Origin of the sequence: Pseudomonas sp. SJZ077 (assembly GCF_007993905.1) — a bacterium.
Taxonomy (GTDB): Bacteria; Pseudomonadota; Gammaproteobacteria; order Pseudomonadales; family Pseudomonadaceae; genus Aquipseudomonas; species Aquipseudomonas mandelii.
Genome location: NZ_VIUJ01000006.1, coordinates 1 through 20,352, shown reverse-complemented (window position 1 = coordinate 20,352; position 20,352 = coordinate 1). Strand labels below are relative to the sequence as shown.

Below are 20,352 nucleotides of genomic sequence, written 5' to 3'. Positions count from 1 at the left end.
GGTAGGTCGTAGCGGAAGTTGGAGTGCCGATAGGCAGAGATCCTATCTGCATGCAGATGCATCACCCTGGACGCAGGCGCAACGCTTATCGCCGATTCTGCAACTCGCAAGCGACTGCTGCAGGCCCAATAGCAATCGCTCGAGCACGATCGCCACTCAGCGTGTCTCGTCCTGCCCTGCCCCATCCCTCGAATGGATCACCAGGTAGCTGCCGACGGCATCGTCAATGGTGGGAAAGAATGCCGTTTCGCCAAGTCGCGCGAAAAGACCGAATCGCTTCAGCTTGTCTTTGACCGGGTCCTTCATCTCGGCCATGCACAACTTGATGCCTGCGGCGCGCAGGGTTTCGTCCAACTCCAATAACATGTCGGAAGAAGTGACGTCGACACTGGTGACGGGTTCCGCTGCAACGACTAACCAGCGCACGGGCGTTGGCGATGCCGCCACTGCGTCCAGCACGCGGTCATTGAACAGCTCGGCGTTGGCGAAAAACAACGGCGCATCCCAGCGAAACAGCACCAGGCCGGGGATGAGTCTTGCGTCGGGATAGCGCTGGATATCGTGGTAGCCCTTGACCCCCTTGGCTTGTCCCAGCACTGCGGAATACGGCCGCCAACCATCCCACAGAAATTCGATGACGGCGACCACGATGGCCAGGCCGATGCCCTCGATTGCGCCGAACACGGCCACGCCGACAGTGCAGACGATCGACAACCAGAACTCCCAGCGCTGGATGCGATAAATGCGTCGCAGGTCAGCGACTTCAATCAGACCGATGGCCGACGCGATCACCACCGCTGCCAATGCACTGCTGGGCAAACTCTGCAACAGGTCCGGCCCCACCATCAGCAGCAGGGCCACGGCCAATGCGCCGACAACGCCGGTCAACTGGGTTTTGGCGCCCGCAGCTTCGGCGACAGGGGTACGAGAGGAACTGCTACTGATCGGAAAGCCTTGAAAAAATCCGGCCGCCAGATTGGCAAAACCGAGCCCTGCCATCTCCTGGTTCGGATCGACGTGGGTTCTGGTCCGTGCTGCATAGACACGAGAGAGCACACTGGTGTCGGCGAACGACACAAGTGCGACGGCGCAGCCGCCGATGAGCACGGGGATAATATCGGCTCGGGTGATCCAGGGGATGGTCAACTCCGGTAAACCTTGTGGAAGCGAACCGAGTACCGACACTCCCGCGCGTGTACCAAGGTCCAGCATACCGACAGCGACAGTGGCGCCTGCCACTGCAATCAAGATGCACGGCACGCGTTTGTAATCCTTGAGTAGCAGGATCACGATCAAGGTGGCTGCGCCGATCATGAACGCGGTCCAGTTGGTCTTTCCTTCCATCACCGCGGTGACGACGGCCCATATGTTTCTCAGCGGGCCGTCTGACTCAATCGAAAAACCGAAGAGCTTGGGTAATTGGCTGATGAGTACAGTCAGCGCGATGCCGTTCATGTACCCGTAACGGATCGGTTTGGACAGCAACTCCGTAATGAACCCTAAGCGCATGATACCCGCCAGGATGCACACCGTTCCTGAAACGATCGCCATCATGCCCGCCAGTGCGATGGCGCGTTGTGGATCGCCGCCCGAAAGGGGCAGGACGACCGCTAGAATAACGGCGGCCAGTGAAGAATCCGGGCCAAGCACCAGAATTCGGCTGGGCCCAAACAACGCGTAAGCGATCAGAGGAACGATGGTCGCATAGAGGCCATAGATGCCGGGCACGCCCGATGCCACGGCATAGGCGATGCCAACGGGCACCAACATCGTGGTGAGCACCAACCCGGCCATGATGTCGTGACGCAACCAGGCAACCCGGTACCCGCGTAGCGTGCGAAGTCCAGGAAGCCAGCGACCCCACCCGGTTTCATTACCGACACCGCGACGTGCAATCCGGCCCGGTTCAGGGACGGGAGGCAAAGAATCCGAATTGCTCATAGCGCTGTGGCCTGCGGTAATGTGATTAGACAGTAGCTCAATCAGGCAAATTGTCCCGTCCTGATGCCCGATTCCGAGGGGGCGGTCGCTGGTTTCGGCATTCGGCATTCGGCACATTCGCGCGAAAAAGACGGCTAGACAGTCGGCACCGTTCCGCCGTCGATGACAAACTCACTGCCCGTGATAGATGAAGCTCGAGGCGAAGCCAGAAAGCCAATCAGGTCGGCAACCTCTGACGGCGTCGATGGGCGCCCGAGCGGGATGCCCCCTAGTGCTTCCATGATGATCTGCTTGCCGCCTTGATAGTCAGTCCCTGCCTCCTGCGCGAGTCGCTCGGCCAATGCGACCGAGGCTTCGGTTTCAACCCAGCCCGGCGAAACCCGGACAACACGGACGCCTTTGGGCGAAACCTCTTTCGATAAACTCTTGCTGTAAGTCGAAAGCGCAGCCTTGGCCGCTGCGTAGGCTGTCGTAGCGTCCGGCAGAGGCAGCCGACTCTGGATGGAGGTCACGTGGAGGATGACCCCTTCCTTTCGCTCCAGCATATCCGGGAGCAAGGCACGATCCAGGCGCACGGCCGGAAACAGATTCAGATTGAGCTCACGTTGCCACTGCTCTTCGTCCAGTGCAGCGAAGCCGCCGCCAGGTGCCGACGAACCACCCAGGACATGGATGATGATGTCCACACTGCCCAGTCGCTGTCGGGTCGCGGCGATGACTGCATCACAGCCTTCCCGGGTCGAAAGATCGGCCAGAACCAACAGGCCATCCGGCAGGGCACTGTTTGGCTCCCGAGCAGAGGTAATCACCTTCGCGCCCTCGGCCAGAAACAGGTCGACTACAGCTTTCCCGATGCCCTTGGTGCCTCCGGTGACGAGGACTCGCTTACCACTCAAGCCAAGGTTCAGCATGGCGTGATCTCCAAGGAGGCTATGCGATCGCTCTCCAGTGTGAAGACGTGACTCAGCTGGACCGGGCTACCGGGAAAATGGCCGGTAAGCCGTGCAATGACGGTCAGCCTGCCCTCTCCCTGCATTGCCTGCAGAGGTTGGACTTCAAAAGAGAAAGCCCGCCGGACCTCCTTCTGCCAGACGTCGATGGCCTGAATGCCTTCATGCGTGTTGTTTTCATCGAACACCCTGGCATGCGAGCAGAAGCAGCTCGCAAGTTGTGATAGGTCGCCGCCATTGCTGACATCGAAGTACGTCTCAACGGCGACGGGAAGCTGAAGGCTCATTTGCTGATCTCCTGGATGGATTACCTGGAGTGATCTTGCGACCTGACTGATAGTTTGCTCAACTGGGATAAACTTTATGACCTATCCCATAATCCAGGACAATTCATGTCAGACCCTCGTTTAGGCCTGAGCGAGCTGGACGCTGTTATAGCGGTTGCCCGCAGGGCTTCGTTTCGACAAGCCGCCATCGATCTGAATGTCTCAACCACCGCGTTAAGCAGCACCATCGCTAAACTTGAAGCAGGCCTCGAAACGCGGTTGTTCAATCGCACGACCCGCAGCGTGGCCGTCACCGAGGCCGGCAGGATTTTTCTGGAGCAGGTGGGGCCGGCCCTGCAGGATTTGCGCGCGGCGCTCGACGCGGTGCGATCTCACAATGCCGGCCCTTCGGGAACGCTGCGCATCAATGCGTTTGCCAGCGCTGCTCGAGCAGCACTCCTGCCATTGGTGGTGGAATTCTTGCGGCATCATCCGAAGGTACACATCGACCTTGTCACCGAAGGCCGCCTGGTGGATATCGTCGCTGATGGCTTCGATTTCGGCGTACGTTCCGCGAGCCTCGTGCCGAGCGATATGATCGTGATCCCCCTCGGCCTGCCGCAACGGTACGCCGTGGTCGGTACACCGGCGTACTTCGACCAATACGGCAGGCCACGGACACCGCCTGATCTGCTCAACCATCGGTGCGTGCGTGTCCGTCTGCCCAATGGGGCGATTTTCCCGTGGCATTTCGAGCGAGATGGAGAAGTGACCAGGCTCGATGTGAACGGGCCGCTCACGCTTGATGAACCGAGCGTCGTCAAAGCAGCGGTGCAGGAAAGCATGGGGCTCGGCTTTTTCATGGAGCACGACGTTCGGGATGAAATCGAGGCCGGACAGTTCGAGCGGGTATTGGACGATTGGACGCCGCCCAGAGACAAGCTCTGCCTGTACTACCCTAACCGCCGCAACCCCTCCGCCGCGATCAAGGCATTCATCGCCCTGGCTCGCGCCAAACCGCTCGCCAAAGATGGACCCGCGTAAACGTCGCCCATCGATTGTACAAACGAGCCTCACACACTGATTAACCTGGCGCTACTCGGCATCAGGCGATCAAACCCAGCGTCAATCCTTTCAGGGTCGCGGCGGCTCGGGTCGAGCATTCCAATTTGCGAAATATGCTTTCCATGTGGGTGCGAACAGTGCTCGGACTGATGTCCAGCAGTCGCGCCACCTGCTTGTTACTAGCGCCGCGGCTGATTTCCAAGAGCACGTCACACTCGCGTGCGGTGAGTAACGAGCCCTTCGGCTGATGAGTCCGACGCTCGCCACGGGCAGCGGCGATAACCGCGTCACAAACATCCTTGTCGAACAAGCCACCGGCGGCATCCTGTGCGAGCAGACTGGCCGCCTCCGATTCGCCATAGGCCGTCCTCCATGGCCGGGCTTCCCTTAGTGCGACCCAGGCCACGGAGGTGGCGAACAGTCGATGCTCGGCACACAGTGCATCACCCATCACGCCTCGAAAATAACCACTGCCATTCAGCCGTTCGTAAGCATGGGCTGCAATCTCCGCAGACACGGCCAGCTCACTGATAGGCCTCAGCGCCTGCTGCGTCCAGTAGGGGACGAGGTGCACCCGCTCCACGGCGCTATAAGAAAGCGCCCCGGCGGTATTCCAGAGCTGGTTGGAAACGGCTGCCCGGCCGAGACCGTAAACGAGCGCTGCCTTGCCGATCGCAGTCAGGGAGGGTTCACCTAGCCCCCACGAACGTGCAGCCTCCATCGCGACATGCGCCACCCGTCGCGAATGCCCCGCCAGCCAGGGTAGCTTCAAGTCAATCACGTCCCCCACTAATGTCAGCGAGACCGAACGTTCGGCCTGCGCGTCGGCCGGGTGTTGCGAGAGGCCTTCCAGGTCTGCCAGCCACTCCCTGGCGTTATCCATGAGCAACGACGCGAGGGAGGCGGGATAGCGTCGATCCGACTGGTCGCGAATCCAGCGCAGCGCCGCGTCGAGGCCATGTGCTCGACTGAGAATATCCAGATCACCTGCAAGCACCACCTGATAGGCGACCTCCGGAATGTGTTCATGGGTCAAGCCCAGCGGTCGGCCAGTCCCATCGTAGGTTTCGAATACGCCGCACAAGCCGGCCTCGACAGCGGCACCCAGTTCGAGGGTTCTCGCGACTTCGCCAGAGACCTCGCAGTGCACCACGGCAAGCGGAATCGCCTGGTGTACCGCGTTCATCTTCTCTTTGCTCAGGGTCAGATCGAGCATCGCACGGCGGCCATCGACGTCATCACCCAGCAGATTTGCAAACCCTTCGGCGTTGGCGGTGCAACCTGACCAGCGCAGCAAGGCGACCTGCTCCGCTACCCTCTGATGCTCGCCCTCGCCGTGTGCGGCCTGCGCCAACCTCCGCGCCAGTGCGGCAACGCGTCGGGAATGCCCGAGAGGCTGTCCCATGCTGAGGTCCCCGACCTGGCCGATCGCCCGCAACGCTCCGCTCAATGAGATGTCCAGGTGCAACGCGCTATCCATGAAAAAATGCCTTGGGTCGGATAAATGACCGATGCCCACGAAGCAGGCCAGTCAGCAGAATTTGAGCTCCCACACAGGAGCTGATGCAATGAAAACATTCAGATCGAAAGCCGCCACCGTCGCCTTTGCCCTTGCAAGCACATTGGTCGCGGGTGTCAGTCAGGCCAAAGATACAACGCCTTCGGTGGTCATCGTACACGGCGCATTCGCCGACGGCTCCGATTGGGCCAAGGTCGTGCCGCTTCTTCAGGCCAAAGGGGTTGCAGTTTCGGTCGTGCAAAACCCGCTCACCTCGCTTGCCGATGACGTCGCCGCGACGCAAAGAACCTTGAACAATCAGCCAGGCCCGGTCGTTCTGGTCGGTCACTCCTGGGGCGGCACCGTGATTACTCAGGCCGGCAGCGACGAAAAAGTCCGCGCCCTGGTGTACGTCGCCGCCTTTGCGCCTGATGCCGGTCAAACAAGCGGCGAGCAAGGAAAAGGCGCGCCCACGCCTCCGGGCATCAGCCAGATCAAGGCTGACGGCAACGGTTTCCTCTACTTGACGCCAGAAGGTATGGCCAAGGACTTCGCCCAGGACCTCCCTGCGACGCAGACCGCCGTGATGACCGCGACGCAAGGCCCCATCAAAGCCTCCGCGTTCGAGGATAAAACGACCGTTTCGGCCTGGAAGACCAAACCGTCGTGGTATCTGCTCGCCACCGAGGACCGGATGATCCATCCCGATGTCCAGCGCTCTGCCGCCAAGCGTATCGGCGCCACCCTGGCGGAGCTGCGCACCAGCCATGTCCCCCAGCAGTCGCAGCCAGCCGAAGTGGCCAAGGTGATTCTCGAGGCAGTGAAAAAAGTCGGCGAGCAGTGATTGCTGCGTGCGGCGCCACTAATAACCCAGAACTCAACCGCTGCATCGATACGGAACGGACGCATGAATCATCTGAGTGAGCGCAACTACGACTTCATCGTGTGTGGCGCAGGCACGGCGGGCTGCGTGGTTGCTGCCCGCCTTGCCCAACAGTCCAACGCACGCGTGTTATTGATTGAAGCAGGCAGCGAATACAACGGCCCAGAGGTTGTAGAACCCGCGCAGTGGCCGCTGAACCTCGGTTCGGAGCGCGACTGGGCATTCGAAGGACAAGCCAATCCCCACCTCAACGGTCGTCGTCTTTCCTTGAACATGGGCAAGGGGCTCGGGGGTGGATCCAGCATCAACGTGATGGTCTGGGCACGCGGGCATCGATCGGACTGGGATCACTTCGCTGCCGAGTCCGGCGACGCTGCCTGGGGATACGATTCGGTACTGGATTATTACCGGAGGATCGAGAACTGGCACGGCAGCCCGGATGCCGCACGGCGGGGTTCTGGTGGCCCCGTGCATGTCGAGCAGCCAGCTACGCCTCAGCCCCTCGCCAAGGCAATACTGGAAGCGGCCAGCCGTCTCGGTATTCCCCGATATGACAGTCCCAACGGCGCGATGATGGAAGGCCCGGGCGGGGCCGCGATCACCGATCTGCGCATCAATCAGGGCAGGCGCGAGTCCGTTTACGATTCCTATATCCGGCCACTGCTGAACCAACCGAATCTGACGGTTCTCACCGGCGCATTGGTGGCCCGTGTTCTTCTTGACGGCTCACGGGCGGTCGGTGTCGAAGTGATAATCGAAGGGCAACGCCACTGCTTCTATGCCGAAGCCGAAGTCGTCTTGTCCCTGGGCGCGGTGAATACGCCCAAGGTGCTCATGCAGTCAGGAATCGGCCCGGAGCGCGAACTGCGCACCCATGGCATCGTTCCGATCAGTCACCTTCCCGGCGTGGGTCAGAATCTTCAGGACCATATTGCCTTTGCCTGTACCTGGGAATACTTGCGACCCCAAGCTGTGGGCGGCGGTGGTTGTGAAACCACTGTGTACTGGAAAAGCGACAGTCGCCTGGACGCCCCAGACCTGCTGCACTGTCAGCTTGAATTTGCGGTGCCCTCCCCGGCTGAAGTGGGTATCCTGCCGCCGCAACAGGGTTGGACGACGTTCGCAGGGCTGGCCAGGCCTGTCAGTCGAGGGCGCGTGCGCCTATCGGGCGCCGGGCCATTGGATGCACCGCTGATTGAACCGAACTCGCTGAGCGCACCCGAGGACATTGCGTCGGCGTTTGCGTCGATCGACCTCTGCCGGGCAATCGGCAACAGCGAAGCCTTCAATGGGTTGGTAAAGCGCGAGGTGGTCCCCGGGCCAAAAGATCACCGCGCCATGGAGCAGTTCATGCGCAATTCTGCAGTGTCCTACTGGCACCAGTCCTGCACCGCGAAAATGGGCCGAGATGCGATGTCGGTGGTCGACCATCAACTCCGCGTGTATGGCATCGAGAAACTGCGGATCGCCGATGCCTCGATCATGCCGCGAATCACCGTTGGCAACACCATGGCTCCTTGCGTCGTCATTGGCGAGCGAGCAGCCGATCTCATCCTCGCGGCGCATGGAGTGATCGCTCCGGTCACAGCGCCACTCGGATAAGGCAATGAGAACACTGACAGCGGGCGGCGGTATCGTCGACCTTGCAAAGAAAGGGAGGCAATTGACGGTCGCAGTCGCAACCCACAGCAATTGACCAAACACGCCTCGCGTCGCTATCTGGCGCCCTGCTGGTATTCCCGGGGCGTGCACCCCAACTCGCGGCGAAAAACGGTGTGCAGGTACTGCGCCGATTTGAAGCCGCAATTGCGCGCGATGTCGGCGATGGCTGAATCAGTGTTCTCCAGCCCGTTGGTGGCGGCTGCCAGTTTGAAACCCAGGATCTCGTCGTGGACGCTGCAGCCTCGCACATCGCGAAAGTGCGATTCCAGCGATGAGCGAGACACCCCCACGTAGGCCGCCACTTGCGCGGACTTGATGCCCTGGCAGGCATATTGGCGAATGAACAGCAGGGCTTGCATGACATATGGGTTGCCCAAGGGTTGGTGCAAACTCGAGACCTGCACGTTGATCGCATCCGGGGGTATCAGGATGTGCATGCCGGTGGAGGGCATGCCGTGCAGCATCTGGTGCAGCAATCGCGCAGCGGTGCGCCCCATGGTTTCGGTGCCCTGGATGACCGAACTCAGGGGGACCCGGGTCAAGCAGCGGGTCAACGGGTCGTTGTCGATGCCAATCAGTGCCACCTGCTCCGGGACGGCGATTCCGGCGGTCAGGCAGGCTTGCAGCAACTGCCGGGCGCGGGCGTCACTGACGGCGATGATACCAATGGGTTTGGGCAGGCTTTGTAGCCAGTCGATCTGCTGCTCGACGGCGCTGTCCCAGAGTGGCGCGCTGGTGCCCATGCCCCGATAGACCTCAGCGTGCAGACCATCGCGTTGCATCAATCGTCGAAAGGATTTTTCCCGTTCCTGCGCCCAACGGTTGGCCTGCGCTTCCGGCAGGCTGAAGCAGGCAAAACGTGTCAGCCCTGCCTCGATCAAGTGCTTGTAGGCAAGGGTAATCAAGGCGTCGTTATCGGTGGCCACATACGGGATACCTTTCGGGTAGGCGCGCTCATCCTCGTAAGAACCGCCCACCGCCACCACGGGTAACTCGATGCCGGCCAACGCCTCACCGATCAGCGGATCGTCGAAGTCGGCAATGATCCCATCCCCCTGCCATCGTTCGATGCCTTTCAGGCGACAGAGAAAATCCTCCTCCAGAAAAAGGTCCCAAGAGGCACGGGTGCTGCTCAGGTAATTGCCGATGCCGCTGATGATGCCGCGGTCATAGATCTTGCTGCCGTTGAACAGCAGCGCGATGCGGTGCACGGGAGGTACGGTTTTCATTGTTTTTATTATGGTCTGGAGGCAAGCCGTCCTGGACGGCGATTGGCACAGACTAGGCGCCCGGTCGACGAATCTCAATACTCAAAATCGCACCCTGTGTTGATGATTTTCGTAATCAGCGGTAACGGGGCCGTTGCTAGTATCGGGACACCGCCAAGAACAACAAGGACATTTGCCTGATGCCGTACTTCCCCAACGTCGACCAGATTCGCTACGAAGGCCCTGACAGCAACTCGCCTCTCGCCTTCCGACACTACGACGCCGACAAAGTCATCCTCGGCAAACCCATGCGTGAACACCTGCGCATGGCTGCCTGTTATTGGCACACCTTCGTCTGGCCAGGGTCCGATGTGTTCGGTGCAGCAACCTTCAAGCGCCCGTGGCAACACACCGGCGACCCGATGGAGGTGGCCATTGACAAGGCGGCCGCCGCGTTCGAGTTTTTCTCCAAACTGGGTATCGACTATTACTGCTTCCACGACACGGATGTCGCCCCGGAGGGCAATTCGCTGAAGGAGTACCGCAACCACTTCGCGCAAATGGTTGATCACCTGGAGCGACATCAGGAAGACAGCGGAATCAAGCTGCTGTGGGGAACCGCCAACTGTTTCAGCAACCCGCGCTTTGCCGCCGGTGCCGCCAGCAATCCGGACCCCGAAGTGTTTGCCTGCGCCGCCGCCCAGGTGTTCAGCGCCATGAACGCCACCCAACGCCTGAAAGGCTCCAATTACGTGTTGTGGGGCGGTCGCGAAGGTTACGAAACCTTGCTCAATACCGATCTGAAACGTGAACGCGAACAACTGGGCCGCTTCATGCGCATGGTGGTCGAGCACAAGCACAAGATCGGCTTCAAAGGCGACCTGCTGATCGAACCCAAGCCGCAGGAACCGACCAAGCACCAATACGATTACGACAGCGCGACCGTTTTCGGCTTTCTCCAGCAGTTCGGTCTGGAAAAGGAAATCAAAGTCAACATCGAGGCCAACCACGCAACCCTGGCAGGCCATAGCTTTCATCACGAGATTGCGACGGCCGTCTCGCTGGGGATTTTCGGCAGCATCGACGCCAACCGCGGTGATCCGCAAAACGGTTGGGACACCGACCAGTTCCCCAACAGCGTCGAAGAAATGACCCTGGTGACCTATGAAATTCTCAAGGCCGGCGGGTTCATGAATGGCGGATTCAACTTCGACTCCAAGGTCCGCCGCCAGAGCCTCGATGAGATTGATCTGTTCCATGGCCATATCGGTGCAATGGACGTTCTTGCCCTGTCTCTGGAACGGGCAGCCGCCATGGTTCAGAACGACCGACTGCAGCAACTCAAGGATCAACGCTACTCCGGCTGGCAGCAGCCGTTCGGGCAGGCGGTGCTGACGGGTGACTTCAACCTCCAGTCACTGGCCGAACATGCATTCGCTAACGAGCTGAACCCGCAAGCCGTCAGCGGCAGGCAGGAGATGCTCGAGAACGTCGTCAACCGGTTCATCTATCGCTGATCGCCAGCGAAGTCAGTCGGCAACGGGGCTGTGACATTTACGCGACAAATCTGTGTCCGCAACGCCTGCCGACTCTCTACAGTCCTACCAGCCCGATACTCATCATCAGGCAGTGTCTTTCCAACAACAATAAAAGGACGCACCACCATGAAGAACGTAAAACGCACGCTATTGGCCGGCGCCTTGGCTCTGCTGTCGTTGCCGGTGATGGCCGATGCCGCCCACCCGAAAATCGGTTTCTCCATTGATGATCTGCGGCTGGAGCGCTGGTCACGGGACCGCGATTACTTTGTCGCGGCAGCGGATAAAATGGACGCCAAGGTCTTCGTGCAATCGGCCGATGGCAACGAGCAAAAGCAGATCTCGCAAATCGAAAACCTCATTTCCCGCGGCGTCGATGTGATCGTCATCGTGCCGTTCAATGCCACCGTCCTGACCAACGCCGTCGCCGAAGCGAAGAAGGCCGGAATCAAGGTTGTGTCCTATGACCGTCTGATTCTCAACGCCGATATCGATGCGTACATTTCATTCGATAACGAAAAGGTCGGCGAAATGCAGGCCAGCGGCGTGCTGCACGCAGCGCCCAAGGGCAATTACTTTCTGCTGGGTGGCGCGCCCACCGACAACAACGCAAAAGTGCTGCGCGAAGGGCAGATGAAAGTGCTGCAACCGGCCATCGACAAGGGGGACATCAAGATTGTTGGCCAACAATGGGTGAAGGAATGGAACCCGACCGAAGCGCTGAGCATTGTTGAAAACGCCTTGACCCGCAACGACAACAAAATCGATGGCATCGTTGCCTCCAACGACGCCACGGCAGGCGGCGCCATCCAGGCATTGGCGTCTCAGCAACTGGCTGGCAAGGTGCCGATTTCGGGACAAGACGCTGACCTCGCAGCGGTGAAGCGAGTGATCGATGGCACTCAAACCATGACCGTGTATAAGCCGCTGAAACTCATCGCCTCCGAAGCCGCCAAACTCTCGGTACAACTGGCGCGTAACGAGAAACCCGCCTATAGCTCGCAGTACGACAATGGCAGCAAAAAAGTGGACACCATCCTGCTCACGCCAACCCCGTTGACCAAGGACAACATTGACCTGCTGGAGCAGGACGGGTTCTACACCAAGGCACAGATTGCCGGGAAATGAACAGCAGAGCGTAACGTCTCAACGGCCCGCTGCGGGAGCCCGGCCAGCCCCTGGTTCCTGCAGTGTCAGCCACATACCTCACGCTCATGAGTCTCTGCCATGCCCGATTATCTGCTGCAAATGAACGGTATCGTCAAAACCTTCGGCGGTGTCAAAGCGCTCAATGGCATCGACATCAAAGTCAGGCCGGGTGAGTGCGTTGGACTGTGCGGCGAGAACGGCGCCGGCAAGTCCACGCTGATGAAAATCCTTTCGGCGGTCTACCCCCATGGCACCTGGGACGGCGAAATTCTCTGGGATGGTCAACCGCTCAAGGCCCAATCCATCAGCGAAACCGAAGCCGCCGGTATCGTCATCATTCACCAGGAACTGACGCTGGTTCCCGACCTGTCGGTGGCCGAGAACATTTTCATGGGCCATGAACTGACGCTGCCCGGTGGGCGCATGAATTACCCGGCGATGATCCACCGTGCCGAAGCCTTGATGCGTGAACTGAAAGTGCCGGACATGAACGTGTCGCTACCCGTTTCGCAGTATGGCGGCGGCTATCAGCAACTGGTGGAAATTGCCAAGGCACTGAACAAGCAAGCGCGCCTGCTGATCCTCGACGAGCCTTCATCGGCCCTGACCCGCTCAGAAATCGAAGTGTTGCTGGACATCATCCGCGACCTCAAGGCCAAGGGTGTTGCCTGCGTCTACATCTCCCACAAGCTCGACGAAGTAGCCGCCGTGTGCGACACCATTTCAGTGATCCGTGACGGCAAGCACATCGCCACGACCGCCATGGCGGACATGGACATTGCGCAGATCATCACCCAGATGGTCGGACGGGAAATGAGCAACCTCTACCCTACCGAGCCGCACGACATCGGCGACGTGATTTTCGAGGCCCGCCACATCACCTGCTACGACGTCGATAGCCCCAAACGCAAACGGGTAGACGATATTTCGTTCGTTCTCAAACGTGGGGAAATCCTCGGAATTGCCGGCCTGGTCGGCGCAGGCCGTACAGAACTGGTGACCGCGCTGTTTGGCGCCTACCCCGGCCGCCATGAAGGCGAGGTCTGGCTGGACGGCCAACCCATCGACACCCGCACGCCGCTCAAGTCAATCCGTGCCGGTCTGTGCCTGGTGCCTGAGGACCGCAAGCGTCAAGGCATCATTCCAGACCTGGGCGTCGGCCAGAACATCACCCTGGCCGTGCTGGACGGTTACTCGAAACTCACCCGCATTGATGCCGAAGCCGAGCTGGGTTGCATCGATCGGGAAATATCGCGCTTGCACCTCAATACCGCGAGCCCGTTCCTGCCGATTACCAGTCTCTCCGGCGGCAATCAGCAAAAAGCCGTGTTGGCGAAGATGCTGCTGACCAAACCCCGGGTCCTGATCCTCGATGAGCCCACCCGGGGTGTGGATGTCGGCGCCAAGTACGAAATCTACAAGTTGATGGGAGCGCTGGCGGCCGAAGGCGTGTCGATCATCATGGTTTCCTCGGAGCTGGCCGAGGTGCTAGGTGTATCCGACCGAGTATTGGTCATCGGCGAGGGGCAGTTGCGTGGCGACTTCATCAACCGCGAACTCACCCAGGAACAGGTGCTCGCCGCCGCACTCAGTCAATCTGGTGGCTATAACAATAATGATCGGATACCCGCGTAAATGAATCAGGTCAAACAACTTTTTACCCGCTACAAAATGCTCGCGCTGCTGGTTGCCGTGGCAATGATATGGATGTTCTTCAGCTGGCAGACCGAGGGCGGATTTCTAACACCGCGCAACCTGTCCAATCTGCTGCGGCAGATGTCCATCACCGGGATTCTTGCCTGCGGCATGGTGCTGGTCATCATCAGTGGCGAGATCGATTTGTCGGTCGGCTCATTGCTGGGCTTGCTCGGTGGGGTGGCGGCCATCCTCGACGTGATCTACCACATACCGCTGCTGGCGAATCTCAGCCTTGTCGCCCTGTGCGGACTGCTGATCGGCCTTGCCAACGGCTACATGGCCGCGTACCTGCGCATCCCGTCTTTCATCGTGGGGCTGGGGGGCATGCTGGCCTTTCGCGGCATTTTACTGGGGATTACCGGCGGCACAACCATCGCCCCGGTGTCGCCGGAGTTTGTCTACATTGGCCAGGGTTATTTGCCACACACGATGGGCATGGCCCTGGGCGTTCTACTGTTCGCATTGACGCTGTTCCTGACCTGGAAACAACGGCGCAATCGCGCGCTCCACGGTCTGGCGCCACATTCACTGGCGCGTGACGTTTTTCGAGTGCTGTTGATCGGTGCAGTGCTGGCCGGATTCGTCCAAACGCTCAACAGCTATGACGGCATCCCCGTGCCGGTTCTGCTTCTGCTGATTCTGTTGGGTGTGTTCAGCTACGTGACCAGTCAGACCGTCTTCGGTCGACGCGTCTATTCCGTGGGCAGCAACATGGAAGCAACGCGCCTGTCCGGTATCAATGTGCAAGCCGTGAAGCTCTGGATTTTCGGCATTATGGGCGTAATGTGTGCGCTCGCCGGCGTGGTGAACACCGCGCGCCTGGCCGCCGGCTCGCCCTCGGCCGGCAGCATGGGCGAACTCGACGCCATCGCTGCGTGCTTTATCGGTGGCACCTCAATGCGCGGGGGCTCCGGTACGGTCTATGGTGCACTCCTCGGCGCGCTGGTCATTACTAGCCTGGACAACGGCATGTCCATGCTTGACGTCGACAGTTACTGGCAGATGATCGTCAAAGGCAGCATTTTGGTGTTGGCCGTATGGATAGACGTGAGCACCCGGACCGGACGACGCTGATCCGCTGCGGGATGAAATCATTCACGATCGCATTGGACATAAGCCCTTTTTCTCAGGCCGAAGCCTCCCTCTTTCAATGCCGAACGTAAATGCAACGCAAAAAAAACGCCACTCATTGAGTGGCGTTTTATTTGAATCTTGGAGCGGGAAACGAGACTATGACTCGCGCCCTATCTACTTGAAAACATAGTGTTTTTTCAGACATCAGTGCTTTCGATGGAGTGAATTATTTACTCATTTCGTGAGGCTGGCAGCCCCTTGATTTCAAAAAAATTCCTGCCACAGGTTTTTCTCTGCCTTGGGTGCCTCGCCCTCCCCAAGCCCCCCGTGCACCGCCCAAGCGATACAGGGTCGTTGATCTTGTCGAGGGAGGTTCAGCTAGCAAGCACTGAGTATTCAACATTAGGACAGAGGCAGACGCCATTTGCTCACCAGAAATAAAAAACCCGGCACTTGGCCGGGTTTTTACCTGCGCTTCTCAACTACGCAGTTCCCAACTGAGAGGGATGGAGAACTGACAAAAGAAGCGCAGGTGAGTGATTTTGCCAAAAGACCTTTCTCAAAGCAATCCGCCCAAAGTGAAGGTGGCGGGTCGCAATCGACGATAGCTTGACTGTATACTTCCCGCTCAGCCCGACCCTTGAGCTACAGGATCACCAACATGACTGTACTCCAAACGATCTTCTGGCAGCCTACGCCGCCTTAGCGTTACACCCCCTCGCAACTCCTCGCTTCCGCCAGTTTCGCTCGCGGCTGCGCCCTGCTGTATGCCCGGTTCTTACTCCCAAAGCGCACAGCAAAATAATTTTCACAATTTGAATTCGTATCGACGTGCTCGCCATTCGCTTGGTGTGCGTGCGGTGCATTGCCTTGGATATTCAGATGCTGCAATCACTCAAACAAACGTGGTTTTCCAACGTCCGTGGAGACGTGCTCGCGGGTCTCGTTGTCGCTCTGGCGTTGATCCCGGAAGCCATTGCCTTCTCAATCATTGCCGGCGTCGATCCCAAAGTCGGCCTCTACGCCTCCTTCTGTATTTGTGCTGTCATTGCCTTCGTCGGAGGTCGTCCTGGCATGATATCGGCGGCTACCGGCGCCATGGCGCTACTCATGGTCACACTGGTTAAAGAGCATGGGCTTCAATATTTACTCGCAGCCACATTGCTTTGTGGAGTTCTCCAAATCCTCGCCAGCTACCTGAAGCTTGGCTCACTGATGCGCTTTGTCTCACGCTCGGTAGTCACAGGTTTTGTGAATGCGCTGGCGATCCTGATTTTCATGGCGCAATTGCCTGAACTCACCAATGTCACCTGGCATGTCTATGCCATGACCGCTGCGGGCTTGGCAATCATCTACCTGTTTCCGTATGTACCGAAGATCGGCAAGCTGATTCCCTCACCACTGGTGTGCATCCTGACGCTGACCGCCGTCGCCATTTACCTCGGCTTGGATATCCGCACTGTAGGTGACATGGGTCAACTGCCGGACACCCTCCCTATCTTCCTATGGCCTGAAGTCCCGCTGAACTTTGAAACTCTGCAGATCATCTTCCCGTATTCAGCAGCGCTGGCAGTTGTAGGCCTCCTGGAGTCCATGATGACAGCGACCATTGTCGATGACCTGACCGATACCACCAGCAACAAAAACCGAGAATGCAAGGGCCAAGGTATCTCCAACATCATTGCTGGCATGCTTGGCGGTATGGCGGGCTGTGCCATGATCGGCCAGTCAATCATCAACGTAAAATCAGGTGGCCGTACCCGCCTTTCGACTCTTTGTGCCGGCGTCTTCTTGCTACTACTCATCGTCTTTTCAGGTGAGTGGCTGTCTAAAATTCCTATGGCTGCGCTAGTCGCCGTGATGATCATGGTCTCCATCGGCACCTTCAGTTGGGACTCCCTGCGTAACCTCAAGCAGCACCCACTCTCAACCAACATCGTCATGGTTGCTACCGTTGTTGTGGTCGTGGCAACGCATAATCTGGCCTATGGTGTCTTGGTCGGCGTATTGCTGGCTTCGCTGTTCTTTGCAAACAAGATCGGGCATTACCTCGACATCAAGTCCAGCCTGGATAGCAAAACCTCACACCGCACGTATACCGTAGTAGGTCAGGTATTTTTCAACTCAGCTGAAAAATTCACCCATGTTTTCGACTTCAAGGAAGCTCTCAACAAAGTCACCATCGACCTGACCCAAGCCCATTTCTGGGATATCACCGCCGTCGCGGCATTGGACAAGGTGGTCATCAAATTCCGCCGCGAGGGTGCTGAGGTTGAGGTGCTGGGCCTTAACGAAGCCAGCGCCACAATCGTTGACCGCTTTGGCGTGCATGACAAACCTGATGCCATCGACAAGCTCATGAGCCACTAAGGAGATCAAAAATGACCAACGTAATGGCATGCATTGATAACTCACAATCCTCATTGGCGGTCTGCGACTACGCAGCATGGGCGTCGCAACAAATACACGCGCCTCTTACTTTGTTGCATGTATTGGATGAAGAGAAATACCCGGCGGCCGTTGACCTGAGCGGAAATATTGGACTCGGAAGTCGAGAGCATCTGCTGGAGGAACTGGCTACGTTGGATGCCCAGCGTGCCAGGCTCGCTCTGGAGCAGGGACAGCATATGCTTGAAGCAGCCGGGGAGCGAACTGTCATCTTCGGTGCAGCTTATCCTGACCTGAAGCAGCGCCACGGCCATTTGGTTGAGAGTCTGAGTGACCTCCAGGACGATATTCGATTATTGGTCATTGGCCGACCGGGTGAAGGCAGCACACGCGATACGCGAACCCTTGGTAGCCAGATAGAAACTGTCGTGCGGACAATTCACCGGCCCATTCTGATCACAGCCAGCAGATATAAAAAACCCGAAAAGGTCATGATCGCATTTGACGGCAGCACTACAGCCTTCAAAACCGTACAGATGCTTGCCGCCAGCCAGCTTTGTGAAACCTTGTCCATTCATCTCGTCATGGTAGAGGCAAACTCAGAAGCCAATAGAGAGGCTCTGGCGAGGGCTGTAAGCGTGCTCCTCACTGCAGGCTTTGACGTTGAAGCCCAAATCCGTCAAGGAGAGGTGGAGGCTGCTTTACACGTCTACCAAGCTGAGCACGGAATTGATTTGCTGGTTATGGGCGCCTACGGGCACTCACGCATCCGGCGATTTCTAGTAGGCAGTACGACTACAACGATGCTACGAACAGCCACCATGCCTATATTGCTGCTTCGTTGACGTAGGTTTCAAAACCACAGTATCTCCTTGCCTCAAGAAATACTTGTTCATTGAAATGCGCGCTGTCATAAATTGTCTCAGCTTACCCCTGCATCGTTCTTGAATTCGTCTTGTTTTGCCGGTACTTGTAGGTCACCAATGTCATGCACGGAAAGCACCATGCACGAAAGATTCAGAGTGATCGAGACCACCACACTGGACGATGGTAGAAAGCGATACAGGGTCGTTGATCTTGTAGAGGGAGGCTCAGCCAGCAAGCATGGGGTGTTCAACGTCAGGACAGACGCTGAGGCTGTATGCTCAACACTGAATGATGGGGGTTCTTGCTCTCTGTCACTGGTCAAAAATACGTCGCGCCAGAACGGCCGCTGACCTAACCAAAATTTCAAATAAGATTACTAGATCCTTTATCCGTCGGCTATGGAGCCAGCAGCCTACGTTCTTGGCAGCATGCTTTGCAGTTGTTCCCACCTACTCCCTGCCCTACTCGTCAACATCAATTGGAATAACTGGCTCTCGAAGCCGCGCTCATTGCGCTGACCCTCTGGGGCGAATCGCGTAGCGCAATCCAAGTAGGATTCAATATTCGCTGCGCGCTTGCGACGAGCAGCTAAAACTGACAGTTCACAAAAATGACACTCGCTATGCTTACTCGCCTGACAAGTTTTTCCTGATAGTGGTCTACTTTGATAGGTCTGCAACCGATCTCGCGTAGGCCGCCGTCGCAATTTCGATCAATGTGTTGCGCTCTGACCTATCAATAATCCCTTGGCATCGATACTCGTCAGCAAGTTTCAGCAATTCTTCATATCGCTCTTCCGAATCCATAAGTGTTTCTGAATCCGTCAGCAGTTCGTGCCATCTGGCATAGGCCAGCATTTTTGCTTCGCTGTACATGACCGTAGCTCCATCGTAGCCTTTATTCTCTAGAGGACGCTGGCGAAAGTACGTTCATAGCGGTGGACGTATGGTGTTGCTGTTGCACGCTCGACAGGCGGAGAACCAGGCTAAGATCGCAACTGAATCAGGGGCGCCGCTTGGGGGGGAAAGAGCTATTGGGGGATGAATCTCGATACTTGATGAGTGCTTCAGTGCTGGAGATGGAGCGCGCTCATCCAGGCCCATTCGTCAGAACGCTCATCACAATACACACCTGTTTGCGCTCTCGGGTTACGCCACCAGCGTTGACCAGAAAGTAACCAAACAAGCAAGCGGGGTTCAATCACCACGCGAGCAAGCCGGTTGCCCATGATGACTTCATCGAAGAAGCTTGAAAAACCCGGCCGCATTAATTTTGAACACGAACAAACGCATTTGAATCTGGCGACGGGCATCAGCACGTTGAACTGCAATACTGCATGTACAGTCTAGTTAACAAGTGAGTGTGAATACTCCGATCTTCTGTACTGAATGGGGTTTGTGTATGAGCTGCCGCATACGCTTGAATTATCTGCTGGACACATTTTTTGGCCCCATCGTAAAAAGCGCGGACTGCGTGGCGATGATCATCCCGATTACGCGTGTTGCCTTTCAAGTGCAGGTGAAAGCTCCTTTCCCCGATGATCTTCACAAGGCGCATACGATTACTGTTATCCAGCTTTCAAAGCAGCCACTGACCGGTACCCTTGTTAACGCTCGTATATTGGCAAATGGGGATCTGGAATTGCAGATTGATGTATGACACCCATCATTTCACGCATGTAGAAAACACCTATCGCTGTCAATCGACCGACTTGCGCCGCCCATCAGGCTGGAGCATTGGCGTTTCGCCACGCGTTCCTCCATGGCTATGCTGCCAAACGACACGAGCCTTCTCGGTCTTGTTGGTGGCCACGCTGGTATAGGCTTTGCCTTTGAGTTCGGCCTCTTCAACCTTTTGAGAATCAGCAGAAAAATCCGTGATGGAGTTCCTGTCGATTGGGCATGGCTGTCGTCGGCATCGGTGGCGAGACTGATGCGCCTTGAAGAACCGGCACCTTCGTATAGGAAACATCCCGCCCCATCAATCCTCTTCAGCGAAAGGTAAGAAGAACCAAATGGTTGCTTAAGCGCCCCGTTTCGAGCCCTGCATCCAAGCTGACTGACGCCCTATTGCACCTACCCTGTGAGACCAGCTTTCGCCAGATTGTAAAAAAGCTTGTTAGGATAGGCATGCAAACATCTCGTTTTTACCATAGGAACAGCGGG

General features: G+C 57.7%; 16 protein-coding genes. 10 read left to right on the top strand and 6 right to left on the bottom strand.

Annotation, left to right across the window (positions count from 1 at the left end; genetic code table 11):
• Positions 1 to 156: 156 nt before the first annotated feature.
• From FBY01_RS11360 to FBY01_RS11350, 3 genes are all read right to left on the bottom strand, one after another.
• Positions 157 to 1,941 (bottom strand): SulP family inorganic anion transporter, encoded by a 1,785-nt coding sequence (locus tag FBY01_RS11360; protein ID WP_145307840.1) that lies wholly within the window; start codon positions 1,939 to 1,941, stop codon positions 157 to 159.
• Between the two features lie 134 nt (positions 1,942 to 2,075).
• Entirely contained in the window at positions 2,076 to 2,852 is a 777-nt protein-coding gene (locus tag FBY01_RS11355) for an SDR family oxidoreductase (RefSeq protein ID WP_145307842.1), read from the bottom strand.
• A complete protein-coding gene (locus FBY01_RS11350; RefSeq protein ID WP_145307843.1) occupies positions 2,846 to 3,178 on the bottom strand; it encodes a nuclear transport factor 2 family protein in 333 nt (110 codons plus the stop codon). The genes FBY01_RS11355 and FBY01_RS11350 overlap by 7 nt, the downstream gene beginning before the upstream one ends.
• A gap of 105 nt (positions 3,179 to 3,283) precedes the next feature.
• Here FBY01_RS11350 and FBY01_RS11345 point away from each other — a divergent pair, with 105 nt between their 5' ends.
• Positions 3,284 to 4,201 carry a LysR substrate-binding domain-containing protein gene (locus FBY01_RS11345; RefSeq protein ID WP_145307845.1) on the top strand — a complete coding sequence of 306 codons (918 nt, stop codon included), beginning with the start codon at positions 3,284 to 3,286 and terminating at the stop codon, positions 4,199 to 4,201.
• Between the two features lie 61 nt (positions 4,202 to 4,262).
• Here FBY01_RS11345 and FBY01_RS11340 read toward each other — a convergent pair whose 3' ends face one another.
• Complete coding sequence (locus FBY01_RS11340; RefSeq protein WP_145307847.1) at positions 4,263 to 5,702, bottom strand: HD domain-containing phosphohydrolase; 1,440 nt, start codon at positions 5,700 to 5,702, stop codon at positions 4,263 to 4,265.
• Between the two features lie 88 nt (positions 5,703 to 5,790).
• Between FBY01_RS11340 and FBY01_RS11335 the strand changes: the two genes are divergently transcribed.
• Together FBY01_RS11335 and FBY01_RS11330 are read left to right on the top strand one after the other, a co-directional pair.
• A complete protein-coding gene (locus tag FBY01_RS11335; RefSeq protein WP_077747721.1) occupies positions 5,791 to 6,564 on the top strand; it encodes an alpha/beta hydrolase in 774 nt (257 codons plus the stop codon).
• Between the two features lie 63 nt (positions 6,565 to 6,627).
• On the top strand, positions 6,628 to 8,205 hold the full coding sequence (locus FBY01_RS11330) for a GMC family oxidoreductase (protein WP_145307849.1): 1,578 nt from the start codon (positions 6,628 to 6,630) through the stop codon (positions 8,203 to 8,205).
• A gap of 113 nt (positions 8,206 to 8,318) precedes the next feature.
• Here the strand turns inward: FBY01_RS11330 and FBY01_RS11325 are convergent, their stop codons facing one another.
• On the bottom strand, positions 8,319 to 9,494 hold the full coding sequence (locus FBY01_RS11325) for a DNA-binding transcriptional regulator (RefSeq protein ID WP_145307851.1): 1,176 nt from the start codon (positions 9,492 to 9,494) through the stop codon (positions 8,319 to 8,321).
• Between the two features lie 179 nt (positions 9,495 to 9,673).
• Here FBY01_RS11325 and xylA point away from each other — a divergent pair, with 179 nt between their 5' ends.
• The 6 genes from xylA (at position 9,674) to FBY01_RS11290 (ending at position 18,165) form a co-directional block, all read left to right on the top strand.
• Positions 9,674 to 10,990, top strand: a complete 1,317-nt coding sequence (gene xylA, locus FBY01_RS11315) for a xylose isomerase (RefSeq protein ID WP_145307855.1) — start codon at positions 9,674 to 9,676, stop codon at positions 10,988 to 10,990.
• Positions 10,991 to 11,137: 147 nt separating this feature from the next.
• Entirely contained in the window at positions 11,138 to 12,139 is a 1,002-nt protein-coding gene (gene xylF / locus FBY01_RS11310) for a D-xylose ABC transporter substrate-binding protein (protein ID WP_145307857.1), read from the top strand.
• A gap of 99 nt (positions 12,140 to 12,238) precedes the next feature.
• The gene (gene xylG / locus FBY01_RS11305) at positions 12,239 to 13,795 is read left to right on the top strand and encodes a D-xylose ABC transporter ATP-binding protein (protein WP_010460802.1); all 1,557 of its coding nucleotides are present in this window, start codon (positions 12,239 to 12,241) and stop codon (positions 13,793 to 13,795) included.
• Positions 13,796 to 14,932 (top strand): sugar ABC transporter permease, encoded by a 1,137-nt coding sequence (locus tag FBY01_RS11300; protein WP_010460804.1) that lies wholly within the window; start codon positions 13,796 to 13,798, stop codon positions 14,930 to 14,932.
• Positions 14,933 to 15,814: 882 nt separating this feature from the next.
• Positions 15,815 to 17,302, top strand: a complete 1,488-nt coding sequence (locus FBY01_RS11295) for a SulP family inorganic anion transporter (RefSeq protein WP_145307877.1) — start codon at positions 15,815 to 15,817, stop codon at positions 17,300 to 17,302.
• An 11-nt stretch (positions 17,303 to 17,313) separates the two neighbouring features.
• On the top strand, positions 17,314 to 18,165 hold the full coding sequence (locus FBY01_RS11290) for a universal stress protein (RefSeq protein WP_145307859.1): 852 nt from the start codon (positions 17,314 to 17,316) through the stop codon (positions 18,163 to 18,165).
• A 681-nt stretch (positions 18,166 to 18,846) separates the two neighbouring features.
• Here FBY01_RS11290 and FBY01_RS11280 read toward each other — a convergent pair.
• Positions 18,847 to 19,062 carry a 2-hydroxyacyl-CoA dehydratase gene (locus FBY01_RS11280; RefSeq protein WP_145307863.1) on the bottom strand — a complete coding sequence of 72 codons (216 nt, stop codon included), beginning with the start codon at positions 19,060 to 19,062 and terminating at the stop codon, positions 18,847 to 18,849.
• Between the two features lie 526 nt (positions 19,063 to 19,588).
• Here FBY01_RS11280 and FBY01_RS11275 point away from each other — a divergent pair.
• Positions 19,589 to 19,846 (top strand): hypothetical protein, encoded by a 258-nt coding sequence (locus FBY01_RS11275; RefSeq protein WP_145307865.1) that lies wholly within the window; start codon positions 19,589 to 19,591, stop codon positions 19,844 to 19,846.
• Positions 19,847 to 20,352: the final 506 nt, after the last annotated feature.

Excerpts from the sequence above, each read along its gene's own strand:
- FBY01_RS11295 (WP_145307877.1), top strand. The coding sequence starts at position 15,815 with ATGCTGCAATCACTCAAACAAACGTGGTTTTCCAACGTCCGTGGAGAC.
- FBY01_RS11275 (WP_145307865.1), top strand. The coding sequence starts at position 19,589 with ATGAGCTGCCGCATACGCTTGAATTATCTGCTGGACACATTTTTTGGC.
- FBY01_RS11345 (WP_145307845.1), top strand. The coding sequence starts at position 3,284 with ATGTCAGACCCTCGTTTAGGCCTGAGCGAGCTGGACGCTGTTATAGCG.
- xylG (WP_010460802.1), top strand. The coding sequence starts at position 12,239 with ATGCCCGATTATCTGCTGCAAATGAACGGTATCGTCAAAACCTTCGGC.
- FBY01_RS11280 (WP_145307863.1), bottom strand. The coding sequence starts at position 19,062 with ATGTACAGCGAAGCAAAAATGCTGGCCTATGCCAGATGGCACGAACTG.
- FBY01_RS11335 (WP_077747721.1), top strand. The coding sequence starts at position 5,791 with ATGAAAACATTCAGATCGAAAGCCGCCACCGTCGCCTTTGCCCTTGCA.
- FBY01_RS11290 (WP_145307859.1), top strand. The coding sequence starts at position 17,314 with ATGACCAACGTAATGGCATGCATTGATAACTCACAATCCTCATTGGCG.
- FBY01_RS11330 (WP_145307849.1), top strand. The coding sequence starts at position 6,628 with ATGAATCATCTGAGTGAGCGCAACTACGACTTCATCGTGTGTGGCGCA.
- FBY01_RS11300 (WP_010460804.1), top strand. The coding sequence starts at position 13,796 with ATGAATCAGGTCAAACAACTTTTTACCCGCTACAAAATGCTCGCGCTG.
- xylF (WP_145307857.1), top strand. The coding sequence starts at position 11,138 with ATGAAGAACGTAAAACGCACGCTATTGGCCGGCGCCTTGGCTCTGCTG.
- FBY01_RS11340 (WP_145307847.1), bottom strand. The coding sequence starts at position 5,702 with ATGGATAGCGCGTTGCACCTGGACATCTCATTGAGCGGAGCGTTGCGG.
- FBY01_RS11350 (WP_145307843.1), bottom strand. The coding sequence starts at position 3,178 with ATGAGCCTTCAGCTTCCCGTCGCCGTTGAGACGTACTTCGATGTCAGC.
- xylA (WP_145307855.1), top strand. The coding sequence starts at position 9,674 with ATGCCGTACTTCCCCAACGTCGACCAGATTCGCTACGAAGGCCCTGAC.
- FBY01_RS11325 (WP_145307851.1), bottom strand. The coding sequence starts at position 9,494 with ATGAAAACCGTACCTCCCGTGCACCGCATCGCGCTGCTGTTCAACGGC.
- FBY01_RS11355 (WP_145307842.1), bottom strand. The coding sequence starts at position 2,852 with ATGCTGAACCTTGGCTTGAGTGGTAAGCGAGTCCTCGTCACCGGAGGC.
- FBY01_RS11360 (WP_145307840.1), bottom strand. The coding sequence starts at position 1,941 with ATGAGCAATTCGGATTCTTTGCCTCCCGTCCCTGAACCGGGCCGGATT.